Genomic DNA, 13,839 nt, shown 5'->3' on the forward strand with positions numbered 1-13,839 from the left:
CTTGCAAACTCAGTCCTCCCACGGAACCGGCTCGACCACATACCGGCCCTCTTGGCGGCTCATGACTCCGGCCACCACGTCGGGATCATGGTCGAATAGCAGGAGCCACTTTTCCGCCGCCGCCCGGGAGTAGATACGTTTTCTGGTTTCGAGAGTGGTCAACGGGAAGAGATCGTAACCCATGATCCAGGGGAGCGGAACGTGGGCCGTGGTGGCGCAGAGATCGCCCAGGAAGAAGACGGTCTCGCCGCCGGACCGGACCTTGACCGAGTGGTGGCCGGGGGTGTGCCCGGGAGTGTGGACCAGCGAGACACCCGGGACGATCTCCTGCTCTCCGTCGACAAGCCGGAGTCGATTGGACTCCTGGAGCGGCAGCCAGTTCTCGGACCGGTAGGAGACCGCCGTCCTCTCGTTCCGGCCGGTTGCCGTCAGGTAGTCTTCCCGCGCCACGATGCAGGTGGCGTTGGGAAAGGTGGGCACCACCGCCTCACCCTCCCGGCGGGTGTTGCCTCCGCAATGGTCGAAATGGAGATGGGTGTTGATCACCAGGTCGACATCCGTCGGCTCCATGCCAAGGCGTCCCAAGCGGGCGACAATGTCCGGCTCCTCGCCGACGCCGTAGATGTCCTGCTCCTTGGGGGAGTATTTCCGTCCGGCGCCGGTGTCCACCAAAATGGCTTCGTGTGGCGTGCGGATGAGCAGGCAGTTGAGTCCCAGACGAACCCGGTTGCGGTCGTCCGGACGCAGCTTCCGTTCCCAGAGGACTCTGGGCACGATCCCGAATACGGCGCCGCCGTCCAAGCGGATGGAACCGTCGGAGATGTGGCTGAGTTGGAACCTTCCCAGCCTCATTCCCTCGGCGGGGCGGGGGCCTGGGTCAGTTCCACCAGGACGCCGCCGGTGCTGCGCGGATGGATGAAGGCGATGAGGCGGCCTTCGGCTCCGGTACGCGGAACCTCGTCGATCAGGACCACGTTCCGTTCCCTCAACCGCCTGAGATCTTCACGGAGATCGTCGACTTCGAAGGCGATGTGATGGATGCCTTCTCCCCGTTTCTCCACGAAGCGGGAGATGACCGAGTCCGGTTCGGTCCCCTCCAACAATTCCACGGCCGTGTCCCCCACCGGCAGGATCGCTGCCCGGACCTTCTGGTCCGCGACGGTTTCGGTGGATTCCACTTCCAAGCCGAGGTCTTCGTAAAGGCGGGAGAGAGACTTCAGAGAGCGGGTGGCGATCCCCACGTGGGCCAGTCTTCGAATCACTTTCAGGACCTCGATCCCGATCGCTCAAAGATGCGATCCACCAGAGTATAGGGGTCCACCTCCCGATTGGCCATTTGCCGCGCCCATCGATCCAGTTCTTCCGATCCCAGGTCGTCCACGACTCGCTCGGCCACTCGGTCACGGATCATCTCAAGGACTTTCTGCCGGTAGAGGAAGACCCGTCGCCGGGAGGCCGTCTCGCGGCTGGTGAATCGCCGGAACGTCTCCACGGCTTCGGCCACCTCTTCGATTCCGTGGTCCCGTGTGGCCACGGTCTGAACGATGGGAGGGTCCCATCCGTCGTCACGCGCCGCCAGGGAGAGGACGGCGCGCAGTTCCCGCTCCGTCTTCATGGCTTCGGGGCGATCCGCCTTGTTGATGACGAAGATGTCTCCGATCTCCATGATTCCGGCCTTGATGCTCTGGATCTCGTCTCCCATGCCCGGGACCAAAAGGACCAGGACCACCTCGGCGGTCCGCACCACGTCGACCTCGTCCTGACCCACCCCTACCGTCTCTACCATCAGCCGCTTGAAGCCCCCCGCGGCCAACACCACCAGGGCGTCGTCCACTGCGCTGGAGAGCCCTCCCAAGCGTCCCCGGGTGGCCATGCTGCGGATGAAGACCCCCGGGTCGGTGAACAGATTCTGCATTCGAACCCGATCCCCCAACAGGGCGCCTCCCGAGAAGGGCGATGTCGGGTCCACGGCCACGATTCCCACCTTCTCGCCGGCGCCGCGATAGTGACGGGCCAGCGCCTCCACCAGCGTGCTTTTTCCGGAGCCGGGACTCCCGGTGATCCCGGTCACCCAGGAGCCGTCGGTCATGGGAAAGAGAGACTTGAGCAGGCTTCGGGTCGCAGGCGTCGGGGAATTCTCGACTTCGGAAAGGATGCGGGCGAGTTGACGGATGTCACCGCGGCAGATGTCGCGGATCTCGTCCAGTCGTTCCGGGTCGTTCACCTTCTTGATCCGCGGCGATGACTCAGCCGTATCGTTGGCGCAGAATACGTGCCCCGTGGCACATGGCCTTGAGCTTCAGGTAGGCCTCGTCCAGGTCCATGGGATTGAGACTGGAGGGGGCGAATCCACAGTCGGGATTCAGGGTGATCCGTTCCGGCGGGACGTACTCCATAGCCTGCTCGACCCGGCCGACCACTTCCCCGGGTGTCTCCACATGCGGGTCGGTGTGGTCGATCACCCCCAGCCCCAGGAGCTTGTCCGTGGGGAATCGCCTGAGGCTCTCGATGCTTCCTGCATCCGGGGTGGCGAACTCCATGGCGATTCGATCCACGTTCATCTCTCCCAGCGCGTCCATGATGAGGTGGTACGGACCGCGGGTGGAGTGGGCGCGGTTGAAATGGGCGTGGCAGAGATGGACGCTGATGAACGCGCCCTCGAATCCACTCACCGTCGCATTGAAACACTCGACGCAAAGGGAGATCTCCTGCTCAAGATCGACGATATTTTCACGCTCCCGATAATCGGGGTCCACCAGCAGCGCCAACCAAGGGTCGTCCAGTTGAATGGCATCGACCCCGATGGCCATGAGTTCCTTGATCTCACGGCGCAGGAAGGGAATGCAGGCCCGCATGAAGGCTTCCCGGGTGGGATATGCCCCGGTCGAAAAACGGGGGTCCCACATCCGGCGGCCCAAGGTGTACGCGGAAGGAATGGCGGCGAGAACCCTGCGGTCCGTGTGCTCGCGGACGAAGCGGATCTCGTCCACGGCGATGAATCGGTGCGCCTTCATCTCCGAGACCACCGACGGATATCGGAGCTGGGGGAAATCGGTGGCTCCCGCCGAGACCGTATCGATTTCGAAGCCGGAAACCGATTCGGAGAAGACCTTCATATAGCTCTCGCGGCGCCACTCTCCGTCGGAGACGTAGTCGAGTCCGGCCCGTTCCTGCATCTTCAGGTTCGACGGGATGGCTTCGTCGAGCAGCCGGTCCGCCTCAGTGGCAGCGATGAGCCCCGCCTTCCGGTCTTCGATCAACTCGCGAATCCACGCAGGCCGGGGGAGGCTCCCGACCACGAAGGTGGGGAAGGGGTGGGGAATCGATTCCGTCATGCCGCGTTCGCTCCCGGGTGGCCGCCTGGCCCGAAAGTTCGTTCGGAACCTGGGGGAGGCCTGCCGGCGCCCAGTCTACTACGAGCCGGTGCGGCAAGTCGGAGAACCGGTGGGATCCGGTCAGGCCGGCCCGAATGGCGGGACGCGGGTTGAGCGCCGCGTCCGCATCTGTTAAACCGTGACCCATGAGTTCTCCACGGAGCCTGGTTGCCGGCGGTTGCTTGGCGGTTCTCGTCCTGGTGTCCTTTCTGCGGGCTGAGACCGGTGACGCCATTGCGGTCGAGATTTCGCCCGGCCGGATGCAGGTCGAGGCGCCCGATTGTCTCACCCTCCTCTTCAACCGTATGACGCCGGTTCCGGTCCGTATGACAAACCGGACCGGGAAGGAGGTCGAGCTTAATATCACGACACGTTCCGACGTCCTGGGCCTGGTTCCGTTTCGGGAAGAGGTTTCGGCCGGGGGCAACGGGGAAGGAGAGGAGTTGGTCCTGATTCCGCTGATGGCGGGAGAGTGGGATGATGACCTGATTCTGACGTCCGGGGACCGGACCCGGTCTTGGACGCAGCGATTCTGTGTATTGCCGCCGGCCCGATTGCACGCGCGGGTCCGCGATTCGAATGACCGGGTGGTGCCGGCCCGGGTCCGGGTGACCGGTGCGGACGGACGCGAATACACGCCGGACGGCCATGATTCGGGTGAGTTCCGGACGGAGGGGCTCTTCGAGTTGCTGGTGCCGGCCGGCGCCGCCACGATTTCCGTCCGTTCCGCAGATGGAGACGCTCCGGCGCGCGAGACACAAGTCGATCTTCCCGTAAACCGCACCGTATTCGTCGAACTGGCTCTCCCATGAGAGTCCTCCGCATCGTCTGGATTCTGTCGATCCTGGCCCCGGTTTCTCTCGTAGCAGCGGGACGCGCCTGGAATCCCTACGGGCTGAGCGAGGATGAAGTGGATGCCCTGCGCGTCCGGCATCCGGCCCTCCGGGAGTTCGCCGAGTTCTTTACGGCGCTGCTTCGTTATGAGGATGCTCCTCGGGACGAGAACCTCGCCGTCTACCGTCCGATCCGGCGACTGGCCATGCGGCGCAGGACGGTTCGAGGCTCCTGGTCTCCCGAGGCGCAGGATGGGATCCAAGGCCAGGTCAGCCAGGCTCTCTGGCGCCTGACCTCACCCGAATTGACGCGAATCGACCTCAACCCGGAGGTCCTCCTGACCCCTTCCGCCCGGGTGCCCGTCTTCACCGTGGGGCTGGAGAACCGGGTTCTGCTCCTGCTTCGCAACAACGGCAGGAATCCGGTGGAGTTGAGTCTGTCCCCCAACGGCGGCATGCTTCATTTTCCGCCTCGCGAGGCGTCTCTGGCTCCGGGACAGGTGACGGGAATACAGTTTCGGGTCTGGGGAATGGGCGGCGACTCGCTGGGCCTGCGGCTGAACGTCCAAGGGACCACGGCCGAACTTTCATTGCCGATTCAATGGCGTGAGGCGGCCCGTTTGGATCTGACCGTCAGAACTCACGACCGCGGCAGTTTCCTTCCTGCCCGGGTCTACGTGGTGGGGGCGGATCGCTTGGCGCGAGGCCCCGCGGGGACTTTTCTGAGGAGCACCTGGACCGAAGGGCACCAATATTTCCATACCCGGGGAGCCAGTAATCTGGTCCTGCCCTCGGGACCGGCTCGCCTCCTTGTGGTTCATGGTTTCGAACACGCTCCCGTGACCATGAACGTGGATTTGGAGCCGGGAAGCAATCAGGTGGAGGTCATCCCTCAACCGGGGATCGATTGTGCCTCTCGGGGATGGTATTCGGGAGACATCCATATCCACCTCAATCTGGTCCATAAGACGCTGGACCAACTGGTCTCGACTCAAGACGCGCTTCTGCAGGCAGAGGCCGAAGACCTGGATGTTTCCAATTTGCTGGTCTGCAACTCGCTGGGCTCCATCACGTTCGATCGCAACCGCTTCACCGGATCGCTCCATCCACTATCGACGGTGGACCGGATTCTGTATTGGAACGAGGAGGTTCGGGCTGCCCTCTACGGTCACTTTGCCGCACTCAACCTCAAGACATTCCTGGAGCCCAACTTCACCGGGTTTCGGAACACCGACCACGCGTTCGACTATCCTTCCAATACCATTCAGGCCCGGAAAGGGAGGGAACAGGGGGCCGGGATCTTCTACGTTCATCCGGTCCACAATCCGGAGGCCAACGATCTGGCCGGGTCCAGCGCCAAGGCGGTTCCCGTGGACGCGGCGTTGGGCCTCGTCGACGGAATGGAGATCCTGGGGTACGGGCATCTCGCCGCCTCCCTGCGCCTCTACTACCGGTTGTTGAACTGTGGTTTCCGGTTGGCGGCCGCGGCCGGCACCGACGCCTTCAACAACATCCGGCGCCACAAGGTCATCGGCGGCGACCGCGTCTACGTGCATACGGGGGGCGTCTTCAACTATGACTCCTGGGTTCAGGGGCTCAAGGCGGGTCGAAGCTTCGTGACCAACAGCCCCCTCCTGTTCTTCGAGGTCGACGGCCGCTTGCCGGGATCGGAACTGGAATTGGATGGGCCGGACCGGGTTCAGGTTCAGGTGGAAGCTCATTCCCATGCTCCCATGGATCGACTCGAGCTGGTCTTCAACGGGAAGCCGGTCCACACGGTGAAGGCTTCGGGAAACGGGAACCATCTGCTCTTTCGGGGCTCGCTTCCCATCACCGGGAGCGGGTGGCTGGCTGCGCGGATCCAGGGTGGTCCTCACCGTCTGGCCGTCAACAACACGGACCTGTTCGCCCATACGACCCCCGTGTACCTGACCGTGGGGGGCAAGCCGTATGCGGATCCCGATTCCGTGGCCCACTTTTTGCGCTGGATCGGAGATCTGCGGAAGCGGACGCTATCCGAGGGATTGTTCCAGGAACCGATTCAGAAGCGCGAAGTCCTGGATCAGTTCCGGCGGGCCGAAGCCGTCTACCGGCAGAAGCTGGCTTCCGCCGAGGAATAATCGGCTATTCGGGAGCCGGCTCCGGGGCCGGGTTGGAATCGGCGGATGACTCCGGCTCCGATTCCGGCGCCGGTTTCGCCTGCGGCTCCGGCGTTGGCTCCGGTTGCGGTTCCGGCTCGCCGACGACCTCGCCGAACTTGATCGAGGTCCCCACCTCGTACTTCTTGAAATCGGAATAGGTGATCAGCTCGCGGATGTGGACGCGCCGGCTACGCCTGAAGCCTCCGCCGAACACGAGGATGTCGTCCGCCTCGCTCCAGGTCGGGAACCAGTACTTGCCGTCGACCTGTTGTCGGAGCGTCTCGAAGGCCGGAAACTTGTTGTTGCCCAGGTCCGGGACGGCTTTCCCCTTGGTCATGACGATCTGCAGGTCCAGGTCGTCCACCCAGATCCGTCCCCTGAAGTAACGCCGGTTGCGGCGGATCCGCTTCGGCTTCACGTCAAACACGTAGCAGTTGAGTTCGTCCACCTGCTCCTCTCCCTTGTACTTGATCTCGTATTCGGGAAGGTCCTCGGTGGTCAGCGCAAAGGGTTGCAGGTTGAGGGCGTCGTCCAGATCTTCCTTGGTCAGTATCACCGACTCGAGCCTGCCCCGGTCGTAAACGATGCGGTGTTGGCGTTCTCCGTCGCTGGTGAAGAAGATCTCGATGGTCATTTCCCGCTGCTCACGCACCCGGCCGGTACGGGTCAGGACCTGAAAGACGATATCTTGAGTGTAGGTGTATTGTTGCCAGACCTCGCGGAACTCCGATTCTTTCTGGGCGAAGCGCTTGATGATGTCCTGGGGGTCCACCTTCGCTCCGGCCCCGGAACCCGTGGCGAGGAAGAGCAGGAACAACGACATCGGGGAAGTTTTCTTCATGACGTCATATTTGATGCATCTTTGCCCGAAAAGGGTCTCGGTAACCTCCACTCTAACTCTCCCGGGGATGAGCCTTCAACAGGGAAAGGACCTCTTCCAAGGGGGGAATGCCGGCCCTGGCGCCGACCCGGGTGCACGACAAGCTGGCGGCGGCGCCGGCGAAGAGGAGGCATCGCCGGACGCTCCAGTCTTGGAAGAGACTATAGATGAAGGCTCCGTGAAAGACGTCGCCCGCGCCGTTGGTGTCGACCGGACGAACAGGGAAGGCCGGCAACTGGTAAATCCGGCCGTTCCAGATCGCGGCGGTTCCCTTGCGGCCCCGGGTCACGGCCACGAAACCGCGGCTCCGCCGGGCCAGGTCCCTCAATCCCGATCTCCAGTCCTCATGCCCGGTGAAGTTCCTCACGAAGGCCTCGCTCGGAATCAGAAAGTCGGTCAGCTCGACGACCTCGTGGATGCCCGCCTGGACGTCGTCCACGTCCAGGGACACCTTCATCCCAGCCTCTCTGGCCCAGCGGGCAGCCTGGAGGTTGGCGTCCGGGTCGCAGCCGTCCAGGTGAAGGAGCCGGCCGGAAACGATCCACTCCCGTTTCAGTTCGCCCTCGGCGTATCGCAGTCGCCGGTCCCGGTGCCATAGGACGGTCCTCTCTCCCGTGAGGCGATCGACCAGGATGATGCCTACTTGGGTGGTCGCGCCGGGAACGACCCGTACACAGGAGAGGTCCATGGGCTCCCGTCTCAGATCCTCAAGCGAGAACCGGCCCAAGTCGTCTCCTCCCACACTTCCGATGAATCTGGCCTTGAGGCCGTAACGTCCGCAGAGTGCTGTAGCCGTGGCCGCGGGTCCGCCGCCCAGCTTCGTAACTTCGTCGCATTCGGTCCGGCTGCTGTGGACCGGATAATGGGGAAGGAAGCACACCCAGTCCACCGCGTCCATCCCCTGTCCGATCACGTGAAAGGACCTGTCCCGGGGCCAGCGAATATCGAAAAAGGCGCGATGGAGAGGGCTGGAGGACGATTTGGGATTTGCGCCGGTCATCCGGGCGTGTTCCCGGTTGCGGTGAGATGCGGGATATTCACGTTGGACTTCCCGATCAGAGCAGGCCTTCGTCGGCGAAACTGAAGTGCCGGTGGGGTCCGATGATAACATGGTCCAGAACCCGGATCCCCACCATCTCGCCGGTGGCCACGAGGCGGCGTGTGATCTCACGGTCCTCCCGGCTCGGTGTCGGATCCCCGCTGGGATGGTTGTGAGCCAGGATGACGCCGACCGCCGCTTCCTCGATGGCCGGCCTGAAGACTTCCCGCGGGTGGACCAGAGACGAAGTCAGCGTTCCCTCCGAGACTTTCACGAGTTTCAGGGTGCGGTTCTTTCCATCCAGAAGGAGAGTCCAAAAGCATTCCTTGAGAAGCGCCGGGACCGAACCCCGAAAGTGACGGTAAACCTGGGCGCTGTTGTGAAGCGAGTCGCCGGCCGCAAGAGGAACGTTTCCCAATCGCTGGAAGAGGTGGGCCGCAGCCAGTAGGGCGTGAGTCTGTCTCCGGGTCATTCCGGCCTGCCGGAGAAGCGAGTAGCTTGCCCGGCGCAGCCTCCGGATCGAACCCAGCAGTTCCAGAATTCGCCGGGCCCGCGTAAGGGCCTGCTGATCCGAGTCGGTCGGAGCGAGGACCAACGCCAACAGTTCAACATCCGAGAGTGAATTCCAGCCGGACTCGAAGAGTCGCTGCGCAGGCAGGAGTTCGGCGCTTCCATTCATATTCAGTAACAACGAGTCAGATCGGCAATCAATGGGAAAAGATTTTCCGCGGAGACAACCTTCGTTTGCCCTGTCTTGCGGTGACTTGTGAGGGAACGGGGATGGTGGTATGGTGATTTCAACCTGAATGACCTGCTCATTCCAAATAGCCTGATCCGAACATCCGGGATTTGTGGCGTGGTCCGTCTTGGGGACAGACCGGCGTCGGGCGGGATTTCACTATCCTAAGGAGTCCGAATGAACAAAATTTTCGTTGGCAATCTGAGCTTCAGCGTCAGTGAGAGCGCCCTGGAAATGTTTATCCGCGAGTTCGGTATAGAGGTCGAAGAGATTCGGATCATTCGAGACCGCTATACCGGCCGGTCCAGAGGCTTTGGATTCGTTGAGTTGCGCGAAGGCCAGGATCTGGATGAAGTCATTTCACAGTTGCATGGAAGGAATCTGGAAGGGCGCGACCTTCGGGTCGATCGGGCCAATGAGCGCCCCAAGAGAGACTCGTACGGAGGCCGAAAGGATTCGTTCGGGGACCGGCCGCGACGCCGGTACTATTGAGACCCCGCGGTGAGCCTCACCGCGAAACCCTTCCTCCTCAGCTCCGCTTGACGCTCACCGATACTCCGTCCCGAATCGGAATCACGGTGGAAACGTACTCTTCGTTCTGGAAGATCAGCCGCGTATACTCCCGCATTCCCCGGACATTTTCATCGGCGCCCGATTTCAGAACCCGCCCCTGACACAAGAGATTGTCCGAGATCAGCATTCCGCCTGCCTTCAACAATCTTGAGGCCTGAGTGAACACCAGCGGATACCGAGCCTTGTCCACGTCGTTGAAAATGATGTCGAACGGCCCGGAGACCTGCTCGAGTGTCCTCAGGGCATCCCCGACTCGAAACTCCGTGCGGCAGGAGATTTCTCCCCGTCTGAAATACCTCTCGGCGTCTCGAAGGTTCCGGGACGAGAGATCGGTCAGAATGAGCTGGCCCGCGGAGCCAACGGCAGAGCCGAACCAGTAGCCGGAATATCCGAATCCCGAACCCAATTCCAGAATGCGTTTGGCTCCGCTGATGCAGGCAAGCTGAAACAGCAGGCGTCCCACCAATGGACCGACGATGGGAAAGGAGTCGGCCGCCGCCCGGGACTCCATTTCCGCCAGGATCGAGTCTCGCGGGGGGCAAGCCCGGAGCAGATACGCGTCGATTTCCGCCAAGAGCATGTTCATGGGGGTATGTTGGCATCCGAGTGGGGTGGGGACAACCGCTGCTTGCGGGGAACCGTGTAAAACGAAAGAGGGCGCCCACGAGGAGTTCCCCTGCGTTGTTCCCGTAAGCGGAAACAAGGGTAAAGTTGAGGTGGGTGCGATCAAGAAAATCGCGGTCTATGGCGGCGAACCGGTGGACGGGCCCGGGAGATCCATAGCCGAGGCCACCGGCGAAAAGATGGGATCGTCCTCGCGCCAAGGGCGCCGGCAGGGTTGTCGGCTTTGGTAAAGCGCGAGGTTTTCGTTCAGGAGCCGCGCCAGATCGAAGCGCTGGTTCCGCTGTAGATCGGAAATCATGGCCCGTTGCATCTCGGCTGCCCGTTCAAACTGCCCCGTTGCGGCGAAGGCCATTGCCAGAGTTTCGACGTATTCCAGTTCAAGCTCGCCCTGGCCCTCGAACAGGCCTTTGAGAATCTGCAACGCTCTCATTCCATTTCGGATCTTTGGGTCGGGAGAAGCGGCGAGCAGCCGGGCCACGGCGTGCGTCATGTCGGCGTGGCCTGGAAAAGCCTGCAGTCCTTGCTCCAATACCTCTAACGCCTGCTCATGCCGGCCCAATTGGACCAGGGCCATGGCCCGCATGAAATGTGCCAGGATGCTCATTTGCCGGATCTGTCCGCCTCCAGCGCTATCGGCCGGGGACCGGCTGGCGAAACCGGAATCGAGTTCGGCGACGGCCGCGTAGTGGGGGATGGCCTGATCGAAACGCCGGAGGCGCATCAGCAGATTGGCCAACTGAAAGTGCGCCTCCATGAACCCCGGGTTCGCCTCAATGGCTCGCTGATAGTGCCGGGCCGCTTCCTCTTCGGACTGCAACCCCATCAACGTGGTTCCCAGGTAGTAATGGAGCATGGGATTTCCGGGCGAGACCCGCAGCGCCTGAGCGTATTCCCGCGCCGCCCCTTGGAGGTCCCCCATTCGGGCTAACGCCGAACCCAGATCGGTGAGCGGAACCGGGTTCTTGGGATCCAGAGCCACCGAGGTGCGGTATTCCTTGACGGCCTCCGCAAAACGCCCTTTTCCGAACGCCCGCATTCCACGGACCCAATGATGGCGCCAACCTGTGGTCAGATCGTCCAGGGCTTCCATCAGGGGATCCGGATAACCGGCGGTGGCATGGCCGCGCCGGAGCCTCTCCAGCATGGCGACCTGCTGGAAATGGGCCTGGGCCTGGTCCAGGTCTCCTTGCCTTCGGTAACTCATGGCCAACAGGTAGTGGATGCTGTTGGCTTCCGGTTGCAACGCCAGGGCGGCCTCGAAGTTGCGGATGGCTTCCTTGGTGTTCCGTCTTGAGGACGCGATCTTTCCCATCCCCACCAGGGCGGGAGCACAGTCTTCGTCCAGTGCCAGCGCCCGCTCGAACAACGGTTGCGCCCGTTCGTAGCGGTTGAGGCTGAGATAACCTTCGGCGGCGCCCAATATGGCCGGGACGTTCTCGGGTTGATGCTCCATGGCCCGCTGGTAAGCGGCGATGGACTGCTCGAGATCACCCTTGTTCCGAAAGATGTGACCCAGGTAGTAAGGCCAGCGAAAGTCTGTCGGCTCCAGTGACTCCGCATTGAGATAGCTGGCCTCGGCCGCGCCCAGGAAATCCTGGACGTGGTAGAGCTTGCCCATCTCGCCGTAGGCTTGGGAGAGTTCCTCGGAGCTGGCCTTTCCCGCTTTCGCCATCGACTCCAGCCCTGCCCGCGTGTCCCTGATTCGCTTCCGGGCGGCAGGCTCCAGGCGGCTCAAGTCCGGGTGGGATATGGGCTGAATCGAATCATTCGATGGGGAGACCGGCGCGGATTCTCCCGCGGCCGCGAAGGGCAGGACGCCGAGCCCCAAGAGCAACAGGGCGCCGGCACGAAACCGGTTGCGGAGCTTCGTCGAATCACTCATTCCCGCTGACTGTCCGGCCACTTCCTGCCAGTAGTGTGGAGTAGCGGCCAATGGGAAGATCCCTCCACTCCTCGACACCGCCGCCGGGCCAGGTCACACGGACGGCGGCGACTCGGTTCCGGTTCCCCAGCCCCACCAGCACCCGGGGATCGTTGGCGGAACCGTAGCTGCCGTCGGTCCTGACACGCCGTAGCAGCGTGAGACCATCAGGGAAGACGACTTCCACCCGCGCTCCCAACATGTCCCGCGGGGGGTCTTTGCCCAGCAGCCGCAATCCCAACCAGTGACGGCGAGTCCCCACGTTGTTGATGAGCAGGCGTGCCGGACCGTTGTTGTTGACGATCAGCACGTCCACGTCTCCATCGTTGTCGACATCCCCAAAGGCGCCGCCGCGGCTCACCTCGGAGAGCTGGAAAACGGCTCCGCCTCGTTGGGTGACCTCCTCGAAACTTCCGTCGCCCAGGTTGCGGAAGAGCTGGTTGGGTTGATGCAACGGATAGGGATCCCGCAGTTTTTCCAGGGCCTCGATGGTGGCCACCTCCCCGTGCAGGGCCAGAATGTCCAGCCAACCGTCATTGTCGTAATCCAGGAAGGCGGTCCCGAAACCGGTGTAGGGCATGCTCGCGACCCCCAATTCGCTCTCGAAGGTCTGGTCTTCGAACCATCCCTGGCCATTGTTGAGGTAGAGCGTATTGGTTTCCCGGATCAGATGGGTCATGAAGAGGTCTTCGTCGCCGTCGTTGTCCAGGTCTCCGGCGTCGACTCCCATGCTGGCCTCGGTCTTCCCGTCCCGGTTCAGGGCGCAGCCGGCCACCAGCGCTTCCTCCCGGTAACTTCCGTTTTTCTGGTTCATCCACAGGTGATTGGGACGTTGATCGTTGGCGACGTAGAAATCGATCCAGCCATCTCCGTTGAAGTCGGCGCTCACCACCCCCAGCGCGCCGCCGTGCCTGGTGGCGACGCCGGTCCGGGAGGACACGTCCTGGAATGTCCCGTCACCCCGGTTGCGATAGAAACGGTTGGACTGGGCCGGGTAGCTGCGGGGTCCACAGTAGTCGATGGCGCCGGTACTGGAGTAGCACTTCTTGGGATTGGACAGCCGGTAGTCCACGTAGTTGCCCACGAAAAGGTCCAGCCAACCGTCCCGGTCGTAGTCCAGGAAGGAGGCGCTCACGCTCCACGCCGTATCGGCGCCGTCACCCACGGGGACCTCGGTGAAGGTGCCGTTGCCGTTGTTGCGGTACATCCGGTTCCTGCCGAAGTTGGTGACGTAGAGATCGACCCAGCCGTCGTTGTCGATGTCTCCCGCCGCCACGCCCATTCCGTAGCCCAGCGAGACGATCCCGCTCTCGGCGGTCACGTCGGTAAAGCGCAGGTTGGGCGTCCCGTCCGGGTTCGACGTCAGGTCGTTTCGAAAGAGCCGGTCACGGAGCGGAGGCTCTTCCGGCGGCGGAAAGAGGGCGTCGTCGATGGTCTTGTCCGGGCCCAGCATCTGTCCCTGAACCAGGTAGACGTCCAGGTCGCCGTCGTTGTCGAAGTCCAAGAGGGCGCCTCCGGGACCCATCATCTCGCAAAAATAGTATTCCCCGGACATTCCGTTGAAGTGGCGGAAGTGGATTCCGGCTGCCGGGGCGACGTCCTCGAACCAATCGGCGCCGGTGTCTCCCGTCTTGGACGGGTGCGTCCACGAGGTGAAGAACCCCAAGGTGGCGACCCCGATTAGCAGGATCATCCGGTTGTGTTGTGGGTTTGAA

At 62.6% G+C, this 13,839-nt stretch carries 14 protein-coding genes; 4 read left to right on the plus strand and 10 right to left on the minus strand.

Annotated features, from left to right (window positions below; genetic code table 11):
* Positions 1–9: 9 nt before the first annotated feature.
* The 4 genes from OXT71_15885 to OXT71_15900 are packed head-to-tail and all read right to left on the minus strand — an operon-like array spanning position 10 to position 3,335.
* Complete coding sequence (locus OXT71_15885; protein MDE2927876.1) at positions 10–852, minus strand: MBL fold metallo-hydrolase; 843 nt, start codon at positions 850–852, stop codon at positions 10–12.
* The gene (mce, locus tag OXT71_15890; protein MDE2927877.1) at positions 849–1,262 is read right to left on the minus strand and encodes a methylmalonyl-CoA epimerase; all 414 of its coding nucleotides are present in this window, start codon (positions 1,260–1,262) and stop codon (positions 849–851) included. Before mce ends, OXT71_15885 begins: the two co-directional genes overlap by 4 nt.
* Before the next feature lie 2 nt (positions 1,263–1,264).
* A complete protein-coding gene (meaB, locus tag OXT71_15895) occupies positions 1,265–2,224 on the minus strand; it encodes a methylmalonyl Co-A mutase-associated GTPase MeaB (protein MDE2927878.1) in 960 nt (319 codons plus the stop codon).
* A 22-nt stretch (positions 2,225–2,246) separates the two neighbouring features.
* Positions 2,247–3,335, minus strand: a complete 1,089-nt coding sequence (locus tag OXT71_15900) for a cobalamin-independent methionine synthase II family protein (GenBank protein MDE2927879.1) — start codon at positions 3,333–3,335, stop codon at positions 2,247–2,249.
* On the opposite strand from OXT71_15900, the gene OXT71_15905 reads away from it, so the two are divergent.
* From OXT71_15905 to OXT71_15915, 3 genes are read left to right on the plus strand one after another with little or no spacing between them, the layout of a single operon-like run.
* Positions 3,334–3,510, plus strand: coding sequence for a hypothetical protein (locus OXT71_15905; GenBank protein ID MDE2927880.1), 177 nt, complete (start codon positions 3,334–3,336; stop codon positions 3,508–3,510). The two genes, OXT71_15900 and OXT71_15905, sit on opposite strands and share 2 nt — an antisense overlap.
* Before the next feature lie 10 nt (positions 3,511–3,520).
* A complete protein-coding gene (locus OXT71_15910; GenBank protein ID MDE2927881.1) occupies positions 3,521–4,186 on the plus strand; it encodes a carboxypeptidase-like regulatory domain-containing protein in 666 nt (221 codons plus the stop codon).
* On the plus strand, positions 4,183–6,327 hold the full coding sequence (locus OXT71_15915) for a CehA/McbA family metallohydrolase (GenBank protein MDE2927882.1): 2,145 nt from the start codon (positions 4,183–4,185) through the stop codon (positions 6,325–6,327). Before OXT71_15910 ends, OXT71_15915 begins: the two co-directional genes overlap by 4 nt.
* A gap of 4 nt (positions 6,328–6,331) precedes the next feature.
* On the opposite strand, the gene OXT71_15920 is transcribed toward OXT71_15915, so the two are convergent.
* The 3 genes from OXT71_15920 to radC form a co-directional block, all read right to left on the minus strand.
* Positions 6,332–7,171 carry a hypothetical protein gene (locus tag OXT71_15920; protein ID MDE2927883.1) on the minus strand — a complete coding sequence of 280 codons (840 nt, stop codon included), beginning with the start codon at positions 7,169–7,171 and terminating at the stop codon, positions 6,332–6,334.
* A gap of 70 nt (positions 7,172–7,241) precedes the next feature.
* Positions 7,242–8,228, minus strand: a complete 987-nt coding sequence (locus OXT71_15925; protein ID MDE2927884.1) for a PfkB family carbohydrate kinase — start codon at positions 8,226–8,228, stop codon at positions 7,242–7,244.
* A gap of 55 nt (positions 8,229–8,283) precedes the next feature.
* Positions 8,284–8,946 carry a DNA repair protein RadC gene (gene radC, locus OXT71_15930; protein ID MDE2927885.1) on the minus strand — a complete coding sequence of 221 codons (663 nt, stop codon included), beginning with the start codon at positions 8,944–8,946 and terminating at the stop codon, positions 8,284–8,286.
* Positions 8,947–9,183: 237 nt separating this feature from the next.
* Between radC and OXT71_15935 the strand changes: the two genes are divergently transcribed.
* Positions 9,184–9,498 carry an RNA-binding protein gene (locus tag OXT71_15935; GenBank protein ID MDE2927886.1) on the plus strand — a complete coding sequence of 105 codons (315 nt, stop codon included), beginning with the start codon at positions 9,184–9,186 and terminating at the stop codon, positions 9,496–9,498.
* Positions 9,499–9,535: 37 nt separating this feature from the next.
* On the opposite strand, the gene OXT71_15940 is transcribed toward OXT71_15935, so the two are convergent.
* From OXT71_15940 to OXT71_15950, 3 genes are all read right to left on the minus strand, one after another.
* Positions 9,536–10,165: an O-methyltransferase gene (locus OXT71_15940; GenBank protein MDE2927887.1), complete on the minus strand. Its 630-nt coding sequence runs from the start codon at positions 10,163–10,165 to the stop codon at positions 9,536–9,538.
* Positions 10,166–10,321: 156 nt separating this feature from the next.
* Positions 10,322–12,085 carry a tetratricopeptide repeat protein gene (locus OXT71_15945; GenBank protein MDE2927888.1) on the minus strand — a complete coding sequence of 588 codons (1,764 nt, stop codon included), beginning with the start codon at positions 12,083–12,085 and terminating at the stop codon, positions 10,322–10,324.
* Positions 12,078–13,817, minus strand: a complete 1,740-nt coding sequence (locus tag OXT71_15950; protein ID MDE2927889.1) for a CRTAC1 family protein — start codon at positions 13,815–13,817, stop codon at positions 12,078–12,080. Before OXT71_15950 ends, OXT71_15945 begins: the two co-directional genes overlap by 8 nt.
* Between the last annotated feature and the right edge of the window lie 22 nt (positions 13,818–13,839).

The sequence above is a fragment of the Acidobacteriota bacterium genome, from assembly GCA_028874215.1.
Taxonomy (GTDB): Bacteria; Acidobacteriota; UBA6911; order RPQK01; family JAJDTT01; genus JAJDTT01.